The sequence below is a fragment of the Micromonospora sp. WMMD1155 genome (assembly GCF_029581275.1).
GTDB lineage: Bacteria > Actinomycetota > Actinomycetes > Mycobacteriales > Micromonosporaceae > Micromonospora.
This window is the reverse complement of the sequence record NZ_CP120742.1, coordinates 900886-919848: the sequence shown is the minus strand read 5'-3', so window position 1 is coordinate 919848 and position 18963 is coordinate 900886. Positions and strand designations below refer to the sequence as shown.

The 18963-nt window shown below is 72.1% G+C and carries 17 protein-coding genes; 9 read left to right on the top strand and 8 right to left on the bottom strand.

The genetic code is table 11. The features are described from left to right. The first annotated feature begins 8 nt into the window (after positions 1-8). Positions 9-1001, top strand: coding sequence for an NAD-dependent epimerase/dehydratase family protein (locus O7617_RS03920; protein WP_282261562.1), 993 nt, complete (start codon positions 9-11; stop codon positions 999-1001). Positions 1002-1004: 3 nt separating this feature from the next. On the opposite strand, the gene O7617_RS03915 is transcribed toward O7617_RS03920, so the two are convergent. The 7 genes from O7617_RS03915 to O7617_RS03885 all read right to left on the bottom strand — a co-directional run bounded on the left by O7617_RS03915 (position 1005) and on the right by O7617_RS03885 (position 9344). Further along, positions 1005-1850, bottom strand: a complete 846-nt coding sequence (locus O7617_RS03915) for a universal stress protein (RefSeq protein ID WP_282261561.1) — start codon at positions 1848-1850, stop codon at positions 1005-1007. An 11-nt stretch (positions 1851-1861) separates the two neighbouring features. Continuing rightward, positions 1862-4255, bottom strand: a complete 2394-nt coding sequence (locus O7617_RS03910) for a phosphoketolase family protein (RefSeq protein ID WP_282261560.1) — start codon at positions 4253-4255, stop codon at positions 1862-1864. 64 nt (positions 4256-4319) lie between these two features. Further along, positions 4320-5180: a universal stress protein gene (locus tag O7617_RS03905; RefSeq protein WP_282261559.1), complete on the bottom strand. Its 861-nt coding sequence runs from the start codon at positions 5178-5180 to the stop codon at positions 4320-4322. Positions 5181-5316: 136 nt separating this feature from the next. Then, complete coding sequence (locus O7617_RS03900; RefSeq protein WP_282261558.1) at positions 5317-6201, bottom strand: DUF1963 domain-containing protein; 885 nt, start codon at positions 6199-6201, stop codon at positions 5317-5319. A gap of 113 nt (positions 6202-6314) precedes the next feature. Then, positions 6315-8078: an FtsX-like permease family protein gene (locus O7617_RS03895; RefSeq protein ID WP_282261557.1), complete on the bottom strand. Its 1764-nt coding sequence runs from the start codon at positions 8076-8078 to the stop codon at positions 6315-6317. 1 nt (position 8079) lies between these two features. Next, entirely contained in the window at positions 8080-8808 is a 729-nt protein-coding gene (locus O7617_RS03890) for an ABC transporter ATP-binding protein (RefSeq protein ID WP_282261556.1), read from the bottom strand. Further along, a complete protein-coding gene (locus tag O7617_RS03885; protein WP_282261555.1) occupies positions 8805-9344 on the bottom strand; it encodes a PadR family transcriptional regulator in 540 nt (179 codons plus the stop codon). The genes O7617_RS03890 and O7617_RS03885 overlap by 4 nt, the downstream gene beginning before the upstream one ends. Positions 9345-9487: 143 nt before the next feature. On the opposite strand from O7617_RS03885, the gene O7617_RS03880 reads away from it, so the two are divergent. The 7 genes from O7617_RS03880 to O7617_RS03850 all read left to right on the top strand — a co-directional run bounded on the left by O7617_RS03880 (position 9488) and on the right by O7617_RS03850 (position 15967). Continuing rightward, positions 9488-9724, top strand: coding sequence for an HTH domain-containing protein (locus O7617_RS03880; protein ID WP_007457155.1), 237 nt, complete (start codon positions 9488-9490; stop codon positions 9722-9724). Beyond that, positions 9724-10302, top strand: coding sequence for a Clp protease N-terminal domain-containing protein (locus O7617_RS03875; protein ID WP_282264624.1), 579 nt, complete (start codon positions 9724-9726; stop codon positions 10300-10302). Before O7617_RS03880 ends, O7617_RS03875 begins: the two co-directional genes overlap by 1 nt. A gap of 94 nt (positions 10303-10396) precedes the next feature. After that, the gene (locus tag O7617_RS03870) at positions 10397-11401 is read left to right on the top strand and encodes a diacylglycerol kinase family protein (protein WP_282261554.1); all 1005 of its coding nucleotides are present in this window, start codon (positions 10397-10399) and stop codon (positions 11399-11401) included. Next, positions 11394-12395, top strand: coding sequence for a YihY/virulence factor BrkB family protein (locus tag O7617_RS03865; protein ID WP_282261553.1), 1002 nt, complete (start codon positions 11394-11396; stop codon positions 12393-12395). The genes O7617_RS03870 and O7617_RS03865 overlap by 8 nt, the downstream gene beginning before the upstream one ends. A 71-nt stretch (positions 12396-12466) precedes the next feature. Beyond that, complete coding sequence (locus tag O7617_RS03860; RefSeq protein ID WP_282261551.1) at positions 12467-13957, top strand: phosphatase PAP2 family protein; 1491 nt, start codon at positions 12467-12469, stop codon at positions 13955-13957. A gap of 7 nt (positions 13958-13964) precedes the next feature. Next, positions 13965-14765: an endonuclease/exonuclease/phosphatase family protein gene (locus O7617_RS03855; protein WP_282261549.1), complete on the top strand. Its 801-nt coding sequence runs from the start codon at positions 13965-13967 to the stop codon at positions 14763-14765. Positions 14766-14812: 47 nt separating this feature from the next. Then, entirely contained in the window at positions 14813-15967 is a 1155-nt protein-coding gene (locus tag O7617_RS03850; RefSeq protein ID WP_282261547.1) for a hypothetical protein, read from the top strand. A gap of 194 nt (positions 15968-16161) precedes the next feature. On the opposite strand, the gene O7617_RS03845 is transcribed toward O7617_RS03850, so the two are convergent. After that, positions 16162-17124, bottom strand: a complete 963-nt coding sequence (locus tag O7617_RS03845) for a TIGR03557 family F420-dependent LLM class oxidoreductase (protein WP_282261545.1) — start codon at positions 17122-17124, stop codon at positions 16162-16164. A gap of 376 nt (positions 17125-17500) precedes the next feature. Between O7617_RS03845 and O7617_RS03840 the strand changes: the two genes are divergently transcribed. After that, positions 17501-18862, top strand: coding sequence for a cellulase family glycosylhydrolase (locus tag O7617_RS03840; RefSeq protein ID WP_282261544.1), 1362 nt, complete (start codon positions 17501-17503; stop codon positions 18860-18862). Positions 18863-18963: the final 101 nt, after the last annotated feature.

Genomic DNA, 18963 nt, shown 5'->3' with positions numbered 1-18963 from the left:
TGGAGCCCATGAGACTGCTGGTGCTGGGCGGAACGGGTTTCGTGGGCGGCGCGACGGTCACCGAGGGCGTACGCCGCGGCTGGTCGGTGACGGTGTTCAACCGGGGGCTGCACGGCGCGGTGCCTCCCGGCGTACACCGGTTGCGGGGTGACCGCACCGCGCCGGACGGCCTGGCGGCGCTGGCCGGCGGTGGCTGGGACCTGGTGGTGGACACCTGGGACGGTGCGCCACGGGCGGCCCGCGACGCCGCCCGCGCCCTCGCCGGGTCGGTGCGCCACTACGTGTACGTGTCCAGCGGTTCGGTCTACCGCGACCCGTCGGCGCACGGGCTGAACGAGGACTCTCCGGTGGTGGACGCCGACGCGGACTCCGTCGACGGCGACTACCCGCAGCTCAAGGCCGGTGCCGAACGTGCCGTACGGGAGGTGTTCGGCGACCGGGCGCTGATCGCCCGGGCCGGTCTGATCCTGGGTCCGGGGGAGGACGTCGGCCGGCTTCCCTGGTGGCTGCGGCGCGTCGAGCGCGGCGGTGACGTGCTCGCGCCCGGGCCGGCGGACCTGTCGGTGCAGTACGTCGACGTCCGCGATCTGGCGGCGTGGATGCTGGACGCGGGCGCCCGGCGGGTGGGCGGCACGTTCAACGCGGTCGGCCGTCCGGCGCAGACCACGATGGGTGAACTCCTCGACGCGTGCGTGGCCGCCACCGGTGCGGACGCCCGGCTGCGCTGGACCGATCCGGCTCGGATCGTCGCCGCCGGTGTGCAGCCGTGGAGCGACCTGCCGATCTGGATGCCGACCGACCACCCGTACCGGGGGTTGCTGGAGCGGGACGTGACCCGTGCCCTCGCGGCCGGGTTGACCTGCCGGCCGGTCGCCGAGACCGTCGCCGACACCTGGCGGTGGCTACGCGCCGTCGGTGCGGTTCCGCCGCGCGCCGGGCGACCGCATCGCAGCTCGATCGGCCTGGACCCGGCCCGGGAGGCCGCACTGCTCGCCGCCTGAGCCTCAGCGTTCCCGGACCACCGCGACCGGGCAGTGCGAGTGCTGGATCAGTTGCTGGCTCACCGAGCCGAGCAGCATCCCGGCCAACCCGCCCCGGCCCCGGCTGCCGACCACCACCAGCCGCGCGTCGCGGCTCGCCTCGATCAGCGTCGCCGCCGGGCTGCCCGCGACGAGGTCGACGGTGATGTCCAGCGTGGGGAACGTCCGTCGCCACGGCTCCAACGCCGCCTCGACCGACGCCCGCTCGTCGGGCACGCCGGCCGCCCCGCCGGGGCCCGGTGTCCAGGCGTGCAGGACGCGCAGCGACACCTGCCGTCGGGCGGCCCGTTCGGCGGCGAAGCCGAGCGCCACCAGTGACGGGTCCGAGCCGTCCACGCCGACCGCCACCGGGCCGTCCGGCCCACCGGTCGTCCCGTCGCGGACCACCACGACCGGGCAGTGCGCGTGCGCGGCCACCGACACCGCCGTCGACCCGGCCAGCAGACCACCGAAACCGCCGTGCCCCCGGCTGCCGAGCACCAACAGGCCCGCGTCCGCCGAGCGTTCCTGCAACACCAGGGCCGGCGGCCCGTCGTAGACCTCGCCGGTGACCGTCAGACCGGGGTTCGCGGCGGAGGCGTCCGCCGCCGCGCCGCGGACCAGGTCGTCGACCTGTCGGCGGGCGGTGTCGTCCGGCCACACCCCGGGCGCCACGCCCGGTCCGACCCAGCCGGCGACGGTCAGCCACTCGAAGACGTACGCCAACCGCACCGGTTGGCCGCTGTGCCGAGCCTCCTCCAGCGCCCAGTCGAGGGCCACCGACGCGTCGGTGGAGCCGTCGTAGCCGACCAGGATCTCCGCGTCGCGCACGTCGTCCTCCTTCAGGGGTTGGTGGGGTCGGTTTCGCGGACCCAACGCCACTCGGCGACCTGGGGGTCGTCCTCGCCGTACCGGCGGGTGTAGTCGCGGGCCGCCTGCCGGGCGTCGACCATCTGCTGACGCAGGTGGGCGGCGCGGGCGGCCAGGCCGGGCACCCGGTCGATGACGTCGATGACCAGGTGGAAGCGGTCCAGGTCGTTGAGCATCACCATGTCGAACGGGGTGGTGGTGGTGCCCTCCTCCTTGTAGCCGCGCACGTGCAGGTTCTCGTGGTTGGTGCGGCGGTAGGTGAGCCGGTGGATCAGCCACGGATAGCCGTGGTACGCGAAGATGACCGGCCGGTCCGCGGTGAAGATGGTGTCGAACTCCTTGTCGGTCAGGCCGTGCGGGTGCTCGGTGTCCGGCTGGAGTCGCATCAGGTCGACCACGTTGACCAGTCGCACCTTCAACTCGGGGAGGTGTCGGCGCAGCAGCTCGACGGCGGCCAACGTCTCCAGGGTGGGCACGTCACCGCAGCAGGCGAGCACCACGTCCGGCTCGCTGCCGCCGTCGTTGCTGGCCCACTCCCAGATGCCGAGGCCGCGTCGGGTGTGCTGGATCGCCTCGGTCATCGTCAACCAGTTCGGGGCGGCCTGCTTACCGGCCACCACCACGTTGATGTAGTGCCGGCTGCGCAGGCAGTGGTCCATCGTGGCGAGCAGGGTGTTGGCGTCCGGCGGCAGGTAGACGCGTACCACTTCGGCCTTCTTGTTGACCACGTGGTCGATGAAACCCGGGTCCTGGTGGGAGAAGCCGTTGTGGTCCTGCCGCCACACGTGGCTGGACAGCAGGTAGTTCAGCGAGGCGAGCGGCTGCCGCCAGGGGATGGCCCGGGTCACCTTCAGCCACTTGGCGTGCTGGTTGAGCATCGAGTCGACGATGTGGATGAACGCCTCGTAGCTGGTGAACACGCCGTGCCGGCCGGTGAGCAGGTAGCCCTCCAACCAGCCCTGGCACAGGTGCTCGGAGAGCACCTCCATGACCCGGCCGTCGGGGGATAGGTGGTCGTCGCCGGGCACCGTGGCGGCCATCCACGCGCGGTCGGTCACCTCGAACGCGGCACCCAGCCGGTTGGACGCGACCTCGTCCGGGCCGAACAGTCGGAACGTCTGCGGGTTGGCGCCGATGACGTCCCGGATCCACGGCCCGAGCGCACCTGTCGCGCCGGCCATCGGTCGACCCGGCTCGGGGACCTCCACGGCGTAGTCGCGGAAGTCCGGCAGGGTCAGGTCGCGCAGCACCACGCCGCCGTTGGTGACCGGATTGGCGCTCATCCGCCGATCCCCGCGCGGCGGCAGGGTCCGCACCTCGTCGACCGGCGCGCCGGTCGCGTCGAACAACTCCTCCGGCCGGTAGCTGCGCAGCCACCGCTCCAACTCGGCCAGGTGGGCGGGGTTGTCGCGGACCCCCGCCAGCGGCACCTGGTGGGCGTGGAAGGTGCCTTCGACCTGGGCGCCGTCGACCTCGCGGGGGCCGGTCCAGCCCTTCGGCGTCCGCAGGACGATCATCGGCCAGCGGGGACGTTCGACGACGCCCTGGGAGCGGGCCCGCCGCTGGATCTCGGCGATCTCGTCCAGGGTGCGGTCCATGGTCGCGGCGAGGGCGCGGTGCACCTGGGCGGGGTCGTCACCGGCCACCACGTACGGCTGGTAGCCCGACCCGCGCAGGAGGTCGAGCAGGTCGGCCTCGGGGATCCGGGACAGCACGGTCGGGTTGGCGATCTTGTAGCCGTTGAGGTGCAGGATGGGCAGCACCGCGCCGTCGCGCGCCGGGTTGAGGAAGACGTTGGACAGCCAACTGCCGGCCAGCGGGCCGGTCTCCGCCTCTCCGTCGCCGATCACGCAGGCCACCACCAGGTCCGGGTGGTCGAACGCGGCGCCGTAGGCGTGGCTCAACGCGTACCCCAGTTCGCCGCCCTCGTGGATCGAACCCGGCACGTCCGCCGCGACGTGGCTGGGGATGCCGCCCGGGAAGGAGAACTGGCGGAACAGCCGGGACATCCCGACCTCGTCGCGTGCCACGTCGTGGTAGCGCTCCGACCAGGTGCCCTCCAACCAGGTGTTGGCCACGATCGCCGGGCCGCCGTGGCCGGGGCCGGTGACCAGCATGGCGTTGAGGTCGCGGGCCACGATCACCCGGTTGAGGTGGGCGTAGATCAGGTTGAGCCCGGGGCTGGTGCCCCAGTGCCCGAGCAGCCGGGGCTTGATGTCGTCGGCGGTCAGCGGGTCGCGCAGCAGCGGGTTGTCGAGCAGGTAGATCTGCCCGACGGTGAGGTAGTTCGCGGCTCGCCAGTAGGCGTGCAGCCGGTGAAGTTCCTCGTCGGTCAGAACGGTGTGGGTGTCGAGAGCGGTGTCCATGGTGCTGCCTCTCGCGGGTAGGGGGCCTCCGGGCTTCAGCCTCGCCGCTGCGGATGCCCCGGGGTCAGGGCCGTTGGTCCCGCGTCGGATGGGCGTCGGGCCCGGTCAGCGGCTTCTCGGCCAGGCCACGGACGACGACGACCGGAGCCGGTGAGTGGTAGAGCAGGGACTGGGCGACCGCACCCAACATGGCTCGGCCCGGTTCGTCGCCACGGGCGGCGACGAGCACCACCTGCGCCGAGCGGGACGCGTCGATCAGCACCTCGGCGGGGTCACCTCGCACGACACGGCACTCGACGGGCACCGCGCCGTTGCTGCCGACGTGCTGGGTCAACGCCTCGTTCAGCTGCTCGGCGACCGCGTCGGTGTCCTCGTCGTACTCCACCGCCCGCAGCGCCAACAGCCGGCCGTCCCGGCGGGCCGCGCACTGCAGGGCCCACTGCAGCGCGAGGTGTGAGCTGGGTGAGCCGTCCACCCCGACCAGCACCGGGCCCTGCGGCGGCGGCTCGCGACGTACCACGAGCAGGGGGCAGCCGGCCCGGGCGGCCAACTGCACGGCCGGGGTCTCGGCCGGTACGCACTGACCGCTGCCCGCCATCCCGCTGTCGCCGACGGCCAGCAGGAAGGCCGTCTCCGACCGGCGGATCAGGGTCGGCAGCATGGCGCTCTCGACGATCTCGCTGCGGACGGTCAGCTCCGGCTCGGTCTGGTGCGCGAGTTGGGCCGCCGTGGTGATCAGCTTCTCGGCCTCGTCGCGGGGTGCGGCGACGGTGTCCGCGGCGAAGGCCGCCTGCCAGTCGAACGTGTGCAGCAGGTGCAGTGCCCGGCGGTGGCCGGCGGCCTCCTGCGCGGCCTGTTCGACGACCGGGAGGTCGAGGGTCGACCCGAGGCCGACCAGCACCGCCGCGTCGGCGGGTACGGCCATCCGCTATCACCTCCCGGGCGTCGCGCCCGGCACGACCGCGCTGTCCCTCACCGAGGGTAGTCGGATGGTCGCGGCTGTGGGTCGATTGTGAGTTTGTGGGTTCTCCGCTCTGGCCGGGGCTGGGTTCGCCGGTGTGCTATGGGATCAATTCAGCCATGGAGAGCGCCTCGTCCAGCCGGCCGGCGGCCAGGTCGTCGTGACGGATCACGAAACTCCCGACGCTTCGGTAATAGAGGTCGCCGGCTACCGGAAAACGGGCGAGCGACATCCACTCGGCCGTCAGCCGGTGGGTTTCCCGCTCCACATGGGAATACCATTTCGCGACCGGGACGACGATCTCGCCGGTCTTCTCGCGCCACGCGAGGGTCTGCTCCGCGAAACTCTTGATCACCTCCGGGTCGGCGTACCCGCCGACGTAGGCGCTGGCGTACCCGTCGTCAGGCGGCCAGAGATCGTCGGCCAGAGCACGGAGTTCATCACGGTGCGGCAGGTCCCGCTCAAGGTCACGAGCCAACTGTTGCTGGAAGGGCGACAGGTCGTCCTCGTCCTCGTCCAGGTCCTCGACCGCCCCGAACCAGTCGGGGAGTTCCGCGCGCAGCGTCGCGCCGACGTCGTACTGCTCGTCGACGAACGGCTGGTCGGCGGATCCTGCCGGCACCGTGGTCTCGGTGCCGGCCGGCACATGCACGACGCGCCCGTACCTCCGCTCCCCGGTGGCGGCGGCCTGCTCGTGATCGAGGAAGAACAGCAGCGAGCCGTCTGCCGGCAGGCCGAGGCCGTCGACTCTCGGCAGCGCCGCGCAGTCGACCGAGAAGATGAACGGCAGCGGCCCGACCCCGTCGGACGGCCAGTCCATGCCAACCGGCAACCGGGGCAACCCGCCGAACCGCCCGGCCGGAACACCGCTGGATCCTGCGCTCAACCGGATCGACAGACGGAGGTGCTGGATGAACCGGCCGACCTCGTCGTCCGGGATGTCCAATGCGAGCGCCGTCCGACGAAACCGCCCCTCATGATCCATGGCGGAACATGGTGCCACGTGGGTGAGCCCGACGACCGGAGCCCCCACGGCCCGTTCCACGGGCGGGAGGTCGAGGGCCGCACGGTGGCGGGTGGGATCGGTTGCCCCGGCGGTCAGGTCGGTGCGGACCGGAGTGTGTCCACGACCGGACGCCGGGTGGCGACCATCGCCGGGATGGCGGTGAACGCGGCGATGGCGAGCAGGACTCCGAGCGCGGTGGCGAGCAGCGAGGAGTGGGGTGGGTACTGGACCTCGCCGGTGCTGACGAACGTCACAAGCCCGACGCCGGCCGGGATCCCCACGGCGACGCCGGGTATGGCGGGAAGTAGTTGCGCCACCGCCAAGCCCAGACCGGCCTGCGCGGGCGTCGCACCGAGCGTCCGCGCGACGGCCAGTGGTTGCCGGGCGTCGAGGACTGCGGTCCAAGCGCTCACGACGGCGTTGATGAGCGCGAGGACGCACAGCACGACGGTCAGCACGAGCGTGGCCTGCTCGCCCCGTTCCACCCGGGGATTGGCGAGTTCGGTGTAGCCGAGGTCGAAGCGCACCGCCTGGGAGTCGACCATGAGGATGCCGACGAGGGTGGTCGTGGTGATCAGGGTGTTGACGGTGACCAGCCGGGCGCGACGCGGCCGGCGCGCGTTGATGCGTACCCCGATCAGCAGAGCGGTGGGCAGCCGCCGCGACAGCCAGATGCGCCACCGCCGGCGACGCGGTGGCGTCGCGGCGTCAGCGAGCGCGTGAACGGTGCTGGTGGCGGCCGCGCGCAGCACCGGCACCAGAGTCGCCGCCACGGCGATCGCGAGGGCGAGGACCGTGACGGCGACCACCATGCGCAGCGCGGGAGGCTGGGCGTTGACGGAGCCGATGAGTCCGGCGCTGGGGCGGATCAGCGCGGGTGCGGCGAGCCAGCCCGTGACCAGTCCCGTCGCCGCGGCGGCAAGCCCGATCGCCAGATATTCGGCGAGGTGGACAACGGCGATCATGGCCGGTCCGGCGCCGACGGCTTTGAGTAGTCCCACTCGGCGACGCTGGCCGATGATCCGGCCCGCGACGATGCCGGCGACGCCGGCCAGCGCAAGGCCGTTGAGTAGCCAGCTGCCGACGAGCAGAGCGATCTGCGCGTCGCTGTACAGCCGACCGTTGAGGTAGCTGATCGCCTGCCAGGTGGTGAGTTGGTCGCCGATGCGGTACGTGCTGCTGGCCGCCGGGTCGGCGAGTTTGAGGTTGAGGGTGTACGACAGCGGCTGGCCGCCCGCCAGCGTGGCGATGTCGCTCTGGTCTACCCAAACCAGGCCGCCCCGCTCGACGAGGACGCTGCCGGGGTAGTGCCACCCGGCGTAGGGGTACGTCGCTCTCGCGGCGGTGACCGCGGTCCCGAGCACGCGCAACGGATGGCCGCCGATGTCGACCGTGTCGCCGGTGCGGACGCCGAGGGCGTCGGCGAAGGCGCGCTCGACGACCACGCCGCCGGGGCGTACCCAGGTGCCGTCGGTCACGGCGGGTCGGTCGAGCGACGCGGGTGTGGTGTCCCGGCCCGCTACCACGGTGTGCGCGGACGTGCCGCGGGCCGTCATCGTCAGGTAGGCGATCGGGAAGGGGCCGCTGTGATCGGTGACGCCGGCCCCGGTGGTCAGCGATGCGAGCTCGTCCAGTGCCGCCTGACCGGTGACCCGGGGTGTCACGATCACGTCTGGGCCGGCGGTGGCGGTCCGGGTCTGCTGGTACGGCCGGTCGGCGACCTCGTTGAGGGTGAGGCCGATGGTCAGGGTGGCGGTCGCCGCGGTGATCGCGGTCAGGAGCAGGATGGTTTCGGTTCGGCGGCGGCGCAGGTCCCGCATCAGCAGCCGGCAGACGAGCAGGAGGCGACCGGCCATGTCAGCGTCGCCCGTCGTAGAGGGTGCCGGTGGCGGCGCCGGCAAGCCGGTTGTCGTCGACGAACGCGCCGTCCCGCATGGCGATCACCCGGTCGGCGACCGCCGCGATGCGGGGGTCATGGGTGACCACCACCAGGGTCTGTCCTGCGGTGCGCAGCTCCTCGAACAGCCGCAGCACGTCCAGGGTGGCGGCGCTGTCCAGATTGCCGGTGGGTTCGTCAGCCAGCACGACCAGCGGCTCGTTGCTCAACGCACGGGCGATGGCGACCCGCTGGCGCTGCCCACCGGACAGCGCCGAGGGCAGGTGCCTGGCGCGGTCGGCCAGCCCCACCCGGTCCAGCAGGTACATCGCCCGCTTGCGGGCCCGCCCCGGCGACCGGCCGGCCAGCAGCGCGGCCAGCTCCACATTCTCCACCGCGGTGAGCTCGTCCATGAGCTGGAACGACTGGAAGACGAACCCGAGGTTGTCACGCCGCAACCGGGCCAGGGCGCGTTCGCTCATCGTGTCGATGCGGCGGTCGGCGAGCCACACCTGCCCGTCGGTCGGGCGTTGCAGCCCGCCGAGCAGGTACAGCAGGGTGGACTTGCCGCAGCCGCTGGGCCCCATCACCGCCAGCGACTGTCCGGCCGGCACGGTCAGATCGACCTCGTCGACCGCCCGGACCAGCGTGCGCTCGCCGCCGTACGACATGCTCAGCCCGCGCGCCTGCAACACCTTCGTCCCGGTCACGCCCCCGCCTTCCGCCCGGTCGGATCACTTTCAGCCCACACGCGTTCACACGCCTCCAGCCATGCCAGGTCGGCCCGCAGCCGCAACACGACACCCTCCAGCAGCAGCCCGGCAACCGGGTCCACCGACCGGTCCAACGCTGCCCGTTGGACGTCGCGCAGCCGGCGCAGCACCTCACGCCGCTGCGCGTCGACCAACGCCACCGGATCGGCCAGCCGGGCGGTCGCGGCAGCCACCAACTTGAGGTGGAACTCCGCGAGGTCCGGCTTCGGCCAGTTCACTTCGGCCAGCCAGGTGGCGACCCGCTGCTGCCCCGTCGGGGTCAGCGCGTACACCCGGCGTTCGGGCCGGTCCGGCAGGCCCTCGGCCCGCTGTGAGGTCACCAGCCCCGCCTTGCCCAGGCGGGTCAGCGTCACGTAGATCTGCCCGGCGTTCATCGCCTCGCCCAGCGGGCCGAGCGCAGCACGGAGTCGGCTGCGCAGCTCGTATCCGTGCGCCGGCTCCTTGGCCAGCATGGCCAGCACCACGTCCTGCACCACGCACGTCCTTCGTCTAGATCGTTAATGGATAACGGTTAGCTATGGCGCTGTCAAGTCGGTGAGGGGTCGGGGTGCGGCGGGCGGAACCCGATCGTCAACCGCAGTTGACACGGCTTGCAGTGTCAACGTATGTTGACGGCATGAGTCAGGCGACAGAACTCGCGGCGGCAGCCGGCAGCACCGACCCCCGGGTCGGGCTGCGCGCCGTCCGCGCGCTCCGCCGGCTGCTCGAGCGGCTCGAGGTGGTCCAGGTGGACAACGCCCGTCGACAGGGCTGGTCCTGGCAGGAGATCGCCGACGCGCTCGAGGTCAGCCGGCAGGCGGTGCACAAGAAGCACGCCGGGCGACCGGCGGTCAACTCATCCTGGGAGGCGTGATGTTCGAACGGTTCACCGACCGGGCTCGCGACACGGTACGACGGGCGTTGGAGGAGGCGCGAAGCGAGGGCCGACGGCCGGTGGGCACCGAGCACCTGCTGCTCGCCCTGCTCGCCGACGACGCGGGCCTGGCCAGCCGGGTGCTCGCCGACGCCGGTGTACGCGCCGACGACCTGCGCGAACGCGTACGCCGGCACACCGGCAGCGGTGGCGTCGGGCTCGGCGACGCCGACGCTGCGGCCCTGCGGGAGATCGGCATCGACCTGGCCGCCATCGTGGCCCGCATCGAGCAGTCCTTCGGCCCGGACGCCCTCCGCGAGGCCGTGCCGCAGCCACGCCGCCGCTGGGGGCGCAAGCGGTATCTGGGCGGCCCCTTCTCCCCCCGGTCCAAGAAGGCGCTGGAGCTGTCCCTGCGGGAGGCGCTGCGCCTGCGGCACAAGCACATCGGCACCGAGCACATCCTGCTCGGGGTGCTCCGCGAGGGGCACGGGCTGGGCGCGTTGGTGCTCACCGAGTCCGGGATCGACCTCGATGACCTACGCCGTCGGGTGGAGGTCGCGATCCGGGCGGCGGCCTGACGGGTGCGCCCGCGTTGAAACCTGTCTGTGGCGCTTCCGACGCCGACGGGCCGCCGGGTCGCTGAAGCCGTCCGGTTGCTGCACACTGGCGCCCGTGGATGCTGGACAGGACAGGCGGCCCTCGGGCGGCGACGGCGGGCTGCGCTCCGCCGTGGTGGTGAACCCGTCGAAGGTCGACGATCTCGACGAGCTGCGCCGCACCGTGGACGACGCCCTCGCCACCGCCGGCTGGCCCGAGCCGCAGTGGTACGAGACGACGGTCGAGGACCCGGGCCGAGGCCAGACCGAACAGGCCGTCAAGGACGGCGTCGACCTGGTCTTCGCGTGCGGCGGCGACGGCACCGTGATGGCCTGCGTCAGCGGGCTGGTCGGCACCGACGTGGCCCTGGCCGTGCTGCCCCAGGGCACCGGCAACCTGCTCGCCGCCAACCTGGGCCTCTCCACCGACCTGGCGGCCGGCCTGCAGGTCGCCGTCGAACGCGGGCGGCGACTGCTCGACGTGGGCGCCGTCGAGGACAAGTACTTCACCGTGATGGCGGGCATGGGCTTCGACGCCCAGATGCTCGAAGCCACCAACGAGACCACCAAAGCGCGCATCGGCTGGCCCGCGTACGTGATGGGCGCCGCCCGTCACCTGCGGGACCGGCCGATGCGGGTGCAGATCCGCATCGACGACCGCCCCCCGGTACGCCGTCGGGCCCGCTCGGTCCTGATCGCCAACGTCGGCCGGCTCCAGGGCGGCGTCACCCTGCTCACCGAGGCCGAGCCGGATGACGGTTGGCTCGACGTCGCCGTGCTCACCCCGCACAGCCTGCGGCACTGGCTCGCGCTCGGCTGGGCGGTGATCCGCCGCCGTGGTGAGGTGCCCCGGATGGAGGTCTTCCGGGGCAGACGCGTGGTGATCACCAGCAACCGGGCCCAACCGCGTGAGCTGGACGGTGACCTCATCGCCCCGGGCCGGCAGCTCCGGGCGGAGATCCGGCCGGAGGCGCTCTGGCTCTGCGTCCCCCAGCCGGAGGACGCCCCGGACCTGGCCGTCGACGCGCAGGGTGCCGGAGAGCGGGGCGAGCAGCTGATCGAGGAAGCGCGCCGTGAGTAGCACCCGGATCGTGCCGGAGACCCGGCTGATGGCCGACGAGGAGCTGTCCGCCGACGACGCCTGGCACACACTACGCGGGGAGGGCGGCTGGCACCTGCTGCGCGACGCGTTCATCAGGTTCCGCTACGGCGACGGCTTCAGCCACTCCCGGGCCTTCGCACTGCAACTCTGCCTCGCCGTCGTCCCGTTCCTGATCGCCCTCACCGGTCTGATCAGCGAGCTGGGCGTCGAGGAGGGCGGCCGGGTCGTCGCCGACACCGTGCTGGCGCTCACCCCCGGCCAGAGCGCCGAGGTCGTCGGCGAACTGCTCGGCGAGGGCGAACGCGTCGAGGACGCGGGGGAGCTGGCCCTCACCCTCGGTCTGCTCACCGGCCTGGTCGCGCTGACCACCACGATGGCCCAGATCGAACGGGGCGCCAACCGCATCTACGGCGTCGAACGGGACCGTCCGGCGCTGCGTAAGTATCTCCGCGCCGCCGTGCTGGCCGTCACCGCCGGCCTGCCCGCCCTCGCCGGCTTCCTGATCCTGGTCGGCGGCGGCGCGATGGGCCGCTCGGTGCGAGAGCACTACGAGTGGGGTGCGCTCGCCAACGTCATCTGGGACGTGGTCCGCTTCCCCCTCAGCCTCGGGCTGACCGTCCTCGCCGTCGCGGTGCTGTTCCGGCACGCCCCGCGGCGCAACCAGCCCGGCCTGTCCTGGCTGTTCTTCGGCGCCGGTATCGCCACGGCCCTGTGGTGGCTGGCCAGCCTGCTGCTCGCCGCGTACGTCAAGTTCAGCGACGGCTTCGGGCAGACCTACGGCGCGTTGACCGGGATGATGGCGCTGCTGCTCTGGGCCAACCTGACCGGGATGGCGCTCTTCGGTGGGCTGGCCTTCGCCGCCCAGTTGGAGGCGCTGCGCATCGGTGTTCAGGAGCCGGCCCAACCGGACCTGTGGGAGCCCGACACCGACCGGGCCGAACTGCTCGACACCGGGGACATGACAGCCCTGTAGCGGCGACCCGCGTGTACGCGTGACGCGGATCGGGTAAAGCGCCTCGCCAGAGCCGACAAGGGAGGTGCGGGGTGTCCGCGGTCAAAGAGGTGGCACGGCGCCCGATCGGGCACTTCGCCGAACGGAGCATCGCCGGCCTGGTGGCCGTCACCGGCGCCGGGGTGGCCTTCGGGCTGCTGTTGATGCTCGTACGGGTGCGGTGGAACCCGCTGCAGGACGCCGACCACGCCGCTGCCGAATGGTTCAACGGGCTCGTCGCCCCGCACCACGCGCTCGTCACCGTCCTCCAGGCGGTGACCGACCTGGGCGGTCGGCCGATCCTCATCTGGTTGGTCACCATCGCCGTGGTCGGCCTGCTGATCCGGCGCCAACCCCGGCTCGCCGTCTACCTGATCATCACCGGGGTCGGTGGCCTGATCCTGGACCCGTCCCTGAAGACGCTGGTCGGCCGGCTCCGCCCGGTCGTGGACGTGCCGATCGCCAGCGCCCCCGGCAACAGTTTCCCGAGCGGGCACGCGCTCGGCTCCTTCGTCGCCTACGGCGCGCTGCTGCTGGTGTTCCTGCCGGCGATGGCGCCCCGCTGGCGGAAGCCGGCGATCGTCGGCGTCGGCGTGCTGGTGGCACTGATCGGCCTGACCCGGATCGCGCTGGGCGTGCACTTCGTCTCGGACGTGCTGGGCGGTTGGCTGCTCGGCGCGGCCTGGCTGGGCGTCACCGCGTACGCCTTCCGGCTGTGGCGTCGCGAACGTGGGCGGCCGGTGCCGCCGCTCACCGAGGGCCTGGAGCCCGAGGCGGGGCACGACATCGCGCCCGCCCCGGCCGAGGAGCACGTGCTGGCCCACCCCCGCTCCGCGGTGGCCGAGCTGCTGGTCGGCTGGGTGCTCGTGTTCGGCGCGTTGTACGCCTTCGGCACCTACGTCAGCTACTACGCCAAGGGCACCTTCTTCGACACCCTCGACACCGACGTGCCACGCTGGTTCGCCGAGCGGCACACCGACACGTTGACCGAGGTGAGCTGGTGGTGGAGCAAGTTCGGGGACACCCACGCGATCCTGCTGATCTCGCTGGTGTTCTGTCCGCTGGTACTGGCGGTGTGGCGGCGCTGGCGGCCGGTGCTGTTCGTGGCGCTGGCGATGGTGGGCGAGCTGACCCTCTTCCTCGCGTCGGCCCGAGCCGTGGACCGGCCCCGCCCGGCGGTGGAGAACCTCGACGGACCGATGCCCACCTCGTCGTTCCCGTCCGGGCACATCGCCGCCACGATCTGCGTCTGGTTGGCGATCACCCTCATCGTGTTCCCGCGTACCGACCGGTGGTGGCGGTGGATCTTCGTGGGATTGGCGGTGCTCATGCCGGTCGGTGTCGCCACCTCCCGGATGTACCGGGGGATGCACCACCCGACCGACTTCATGGGCGCGATCCTGCTCTCCGCGCTCTGGATCGGGCTGCTCTACCTCGTGATCCGCCCCAACGCCGACCTGAAGGAAGGCAACCAGCCGACCATCGAGTCGGAGGACGTGGACACCCTCGACGACGAGCTGGCGCGGGCCGGCCGAGCGGACTGAACCCGCCGTGCTGCGGCTGATGACCTGGAACATCCGCACCGGTGGTCGGGACCGCGACGACCCCGACCGGCTGGACCGGGTGGTCCAGGTCATCGAGGAGCAGGCACCGGACGTGCTGGCCCTGCAGGAACTGCGCGGCTTCGACCGGCACGGGCTGATGGCGGACGTGGCGGGCCGGGTGGGCATGACCCCCCACCTGGCCCGGTCCTGCTTCGGGCAGCCGGTCGCGGTGCTGGTCCGGCCGCCGTACCGGGTCGTCGACGCGGGCCCCCTGCGTCGGCCCTTCCACCACGCCGCCGCCCGCGTCGTCGTCGACACCTCCGTCGGCCCGTTGACCGTCTTCGGCACCCACCTCCATCCGTACTCCGGCGGGCGGCGGCGGATGGAGGTCGACTGGCTGGTCGCCGCGATGCGACGCGCCCGGTCACCGCTGACAGTGCTCACCGGTGACCTCAACTCGCTCGACCCGACCGGCGACCACACCGCTCGCCTGGCCGGCATGCCCATGCTCTACCGGCGGCGGCACCTGCGTCGGGGCGGCGGCGCGGTGGACACCCGGGCGATCGCCCGGCTGCTCGCCGCCGACCTGGTCGACCTGTGGCCCGCCGTCAACGCCGGAGCGCCGGAGGCCGACGGCCACACCGTTCCCACCCGGCTGGGCGGGGCCGAGTTCGCCGGGATGCGCCTGGACTATCTGCTCGGCACTCGTGCCCTGGCGGCGCGGGTACGCGACTGCCGGGTGGTCCGTGGCGCGACGGTCGACACCGCCTCCGACCACTATCCACTCCTGGCCACCATCGACCTGTGACCGGAGCGGGCCCCCGCAGATGGCGCGGTCGGGCTACGGTGCCGACCGTGACCGACCGCCCCACCATCCGGCCGCCGCTTCCCGCGCCGCCGGTCGATCGTCCGGCGACACCGACGGTGACGCTCGCACCCCGAGCACCGTCCGCCGGACCCACGACCGAGCCGGCCACCGTCGAGTTTCCGCTCGTCGCGACCCTCGCGCGCGGCGTCGCGCTGGTCTTCGTGCTGCCGGTACGCCTGATCTGGGAGCTGATCGCCGCTACCGGCCGGCTCCTGCACCGACACCTGCTCAGCCCCGCTGGGCGGCTCCTGCGCGACTGGCTGCTGGCCCCGCTGGTCTGGGCCCTGCACCGGCTGCTCTGGCGGCCGCTGGTCTGGTGCGCCCACACCCTGCTCTGGCTTCCGTTGACCTGGGCAGCGCGCAATCTCGTCTGGCTGCCACTCGTGTGGCTCGGGCGGGGTGCCGCGTGGGTCGCTCGTACCCTCGTCTGGTTGCCGCTGGTGTGGTTGGGCCGGGGTGTCGCGTGGGTGGCCCGTACCCTCGTCTGGTTGCCGCTGGTGTGGTTGGGCCGGGGTGTCGCGTGGGTGGCCCGCACTCTGGTGTGGTCACCGCTGGTGTGGCTCGCGGTCGCCCTCGCCTGGGTGGTCCGCACGGTGGTCTGGTCACCGCTGGTGTGGTTGGCCCGCAACGGGCTGCGCCCGCCTCTCGTGGCTCTGGGCCGCGCGCTGGTCTGGCTCGTCGAGCACCTGGTCCGGCGGCCGCTGCGATGGGTTGGCGCGGCGCTCACCCCCGTCGGGCGGCTGCTGTGGCGCGGCGTCGGCCTGCTCGTCGGGGCGTCGGGTGCCGCGCTCGTCGGGCTGGCACGCGGGATCCGTTGGGTAGTCGTGGGGTTCGGCCGGCTGGTCGTCGCGGCGGTGGTCGGTGCGTGGCGGACCGCCGGCTGGGTGCTGCGGATGGTCTACCGACTGCTGCTGCGTCCGATCGGGCTGGCGCTGCGCTGGTTGTGGCGGCACACCGTGCGCCCGCTGCTGGTGGGCGTCCGCTGGGTCTGGTCGGTGACGGTGGTGCCGGTGGCGCGCGGCCTGCGCGCGGTCTGGCGGGCCACCGTCACGCCGGCGGCCCGTTGGACCCGCCGCGCGGTGCTCGACCCGGCGCGGGTGGCCTCCCGGGAGGTGCTCAGCGCACTGGGTCTGCGCCGCTGACCGCGCCTCACAGCACCAGGTTGACCAGGACGGTCAGCACCACCGAGGCCACGATCGAGAAAAGGATCATCAGGAGGCAGCCGAGGCCACCACCGAGCGGGCGGATCTCCGTGTTACCGAAGCGCATGGAGTTCACCTGTCCGTGAGTGCGGGCGGTGCGCCGAGGCCGGGCGGCCGACCCGTCGGCGGGTGGCTCACAGTTCGCGCAGCCGAGGCAGCAGATGATCCTGTGCCCAGTCCAGGAACATCGGCTGGCTCTCCCCACCGACCTGGATGATCGCCACGTGGGTGAAGCCCGCGTCGACGAACGTGCGGAACGCCTCGACGTGCACGTCCACGTCCGGGCCGCAGGAGATGCCCTCGGCGACGTCCTCCTCCCTGACGAACTGGGTGGCGGCGGCGAACGACTCCGGCCCGGGCAGGTCGGCGTTGACCTTCCACCCCAGGCCGAACCAGCGGAACTGGTCGTGCACGATCTTGCGGCACTCCGCCTCGTCGGGCCCGTAGCAGATGGCCACCTGCCCGTAGCGGGGCTGGCCGGCGCCGCCGGCATCGTCGTACATCTCGATGATGTGCCGGTCCGGTTCGGTGGAGATGAGGCCGCTGCCGTACTCGGCGGCCAACGTCGCGGACTGCCGACCGGACGCGGCGACGGCCATCGGCACCGGCCGCTCCGGGCGGTCCCAGACGTAGGCGTCGGGCACGTCGAAGTGGTTGCCGGAGAACGTCAGCGTCTCGCCGTTGAGCAGCGGCCGGATGATCTGCAGCGCCTCCTCGAACATCTCGTGTCGCTGCTGCACGTGGGGCCAGCCGCCCACCACGTGCTCGTTCAGGTTCTCGCCCGCCCCGAGACCCAGCGTGAAGCGGCCGTCCGACAGCGCCCCGATCGTGCTGGCCTTCTGCGCGACGACGGCCGGGTGGTAGCGGCGGATCGGGCAGGTGACGAACGACATCAGCTGCGCGCGGGAGGTCGCGTGGGCGACCGCGCCGAGCACCGACCAGGCGTACGGCGAGTGACCCTGGGATTCCAGCCAGGGGTAGTAGTGGTCGGACACCACGAGTTGGTCGAAGCCGGCGGCTTCGGCTCGGATGGCGTGGTCCACCAGTTGCTTGGGACCGGCCTGCTCGCTCATCAGGGTGTAGCCGACGCTGACCATCCTGTATCCCCTTCCCACCGACGGATCGTTCCCGGGATACCCAGGTCGGCAGCGGTCAACCCTCCCGTCCGGTTCGGCCCCGGTGATGCTTGACGGATCGCGGCGACCTGCCTACCGTCGCTCTTAACCGGTTAAGAGCCGGATGTGGCGCACATCCTGTGGTGGGGATGATCGCCCCGCAACGGCCTGCGCCCGCGTGGGCCGTTGCGGCTGTCCGGGCCTCGGGCCCTCCTACTGAACCGGTTGCGACGTCCGACCCATCGCCATACGCTGATGCCTGCGCTCCTGGAGTCGGGCGCGGCTGCCGGGCTGCAGCCGCCTTCCCCTGTCTCGTCCCACCCCTGTCGGGCACCGGGGGTCCTCCCTGAGGAAGGCCATGAAGACTCGACTCTCCGCGGTCGGCGCGGCGCTGCTGGCGTTGCTCGTCGCCGTGCTGGCGTTCGGTCAGCCGGCGCACGCCGCCGCCGGCTTCTCCGTCGCCGGCGGCAAGCTGTACGACGCCAACGGCACCGAATTCGTCATGCGCGGTGTCAACCACGCGCACACCTGGTATCCACAGCAGACCAGCTCGTTCGCCGACGTCAAAGCGCTCGGCGCGAACACCGTGCGGGTGGTGCTCTCCAGCGGTGACCGGTGGACCCGCAACACCAACGCCGACGTCGCGAACGTCATCGCACTGTGCAAGGCCAACCGGCTGATCTGTGTGCTGGAGGTGCACGACACCACCGGGTACGGGGAGCAGAGCGGCGCGATCACCCTCGCCCGCGCGGTCGACTACTGGCTCAGCCTCGCCGACGTCCTCGTCGGCCAGGAGCGGTACGTCATCGTCAACATCGGCAACGAGCCGTACGGCAATCAGAACTACGCGTCCTGGGTCACCGACAACGCGAACGCGATCAAGCGCCTGCGTACCGCAGGGCTGACCCACACCATCATGGTGGACGCGCCGAACTGGGGGCAGGACTGGTCCTTCACCATGCGGGACAACGCCGCGTCGGTCTTCGCCGCGGACCCGGCCCGCAACACCGTCTTCTCGATCCACATGTACGGGGTGTTCGACACCGCCGCCGAGATCAGTGACTACCTGGGCCGGTTCCGCTCGGCGGGGCTGCCCATCGTGATCGGTGAGTTCGGCTTCAACCACTCCGACGGGGACCCGGACGAGGACACCATTCTCGCGTACAGCCAGGCCAACGGAATCGGCTGGTTGGGCTGGTCATGGAGCGGCAACGGCGGTGGCGTCGAATACCTCGACCTGGCCACCTCCTTCAACCCGGCCGACCTGACCACCTGGGGTCAGCGGCTCTTCAACGGCGCCAACGGCATCCGGCAGACCGCCCGCGAGGCGAGCGTCTTCGGCGGCATCCCACCGCCGACCACGCCTCCGCCGACCACCCCACCGCCGACCACCCCTCCGCCCACGACGCCTCCGCCCACTGGCGGCTGCACGGCGACCTACACGGTCACCAACCAGTGGCAGGGCGGCTTCCAGGGCGAGGTCCAAGTGACCGCGGGCGCTGCCGCGATCACGGGCTGGACCGTCCGGTGGACGTTCGCCGACGGCCAGAGCGTCACCCAGGCCTGGAACGCGACGCTGACCAGCAGTGGAACCACGGTGACGGCACGCAACGCGGACTACAACGGTCGGCTGGCGGCCGGTGCCAGCGCCGGCTTCGGCTTCATCGGCAGCTGGACCGGCAGCAACACCCCACCGGCGCTGAGCTGCACCGCCGGTTGACCGACGGTAGATGGCGGTGGCCGGGTTCGCGCGGACCCGGCCACCGCGGTCCCGGCCGCCTGCGCTCGACATAGCTCATCGTCGATAACATCGCAAGGGCT

Bases quoted from the DNA above. Each gene is read 5' to 3' on its own strand.
- O7617_RS03900 (WP_282261558.1), bottom strand. From the start codon at position 6,201: ATGGATCATGAGGGGCGGTTTCGTCGGACGGCGCTCGCATTGGACATC.
- O7617_RS03845 (WP_282261545.1), bottom strand. From the start codon at position 17,124: ATGGTCAGCGTCGGCTACACCCTGATGAGCGAGCAGGCCGGTCCCAAG.
- O7617_RS03875 (WP_282264624.1), top strand. From the start codon at position 9,724: ATGTTCGAACGGTTCACCGACCGGGCTCGCGACACGGTACGACGGGCG.
- O7617_RS03920 (WP_282261562.1), top strand. From the start codon at position 9: ATGAGACTGCTGGTGCTGGGCGGAACGGGTTTCGTGGGCGGCGCGACG.
- O7617_RS03895 (WP_282261557.1), bottom strand. From the start codon at position 8,078: ATGGCCGGTCGCCTCCTGCTCGTCTGCCGGCTGCTGATGCGGGACCTG.
- O7617_RS03905 (WP_282261559.1), bottom strand. From the start codon at position 5,180: ATGGCCGTACCCGCCGACGCGGCGGTGCTGGTCGGCCTCGGGTCGACC.
- O7617_RS03910 (WP_282261560.1), bottom strand. From the start codon at position 4,255: ATGGACACCGCTCTCGACACCCACACCGTTCTGACCGACGAGGAACTT.
- O7617_RS03880 (WP_007457155.1), top strand. From the start codon at position 9,488: ATGAGTCAGGCGACAGAACTCGCGGCGGCAGCCGGCAGCACCGACCCC.
- O7617_RS03840 (WP_282261544.1), top strand. From the start codon at position 17,501: ATGAAGACTCGACTCTCCGCGGTCGGCGCGGCGCTGCTGGCGTTGCTC.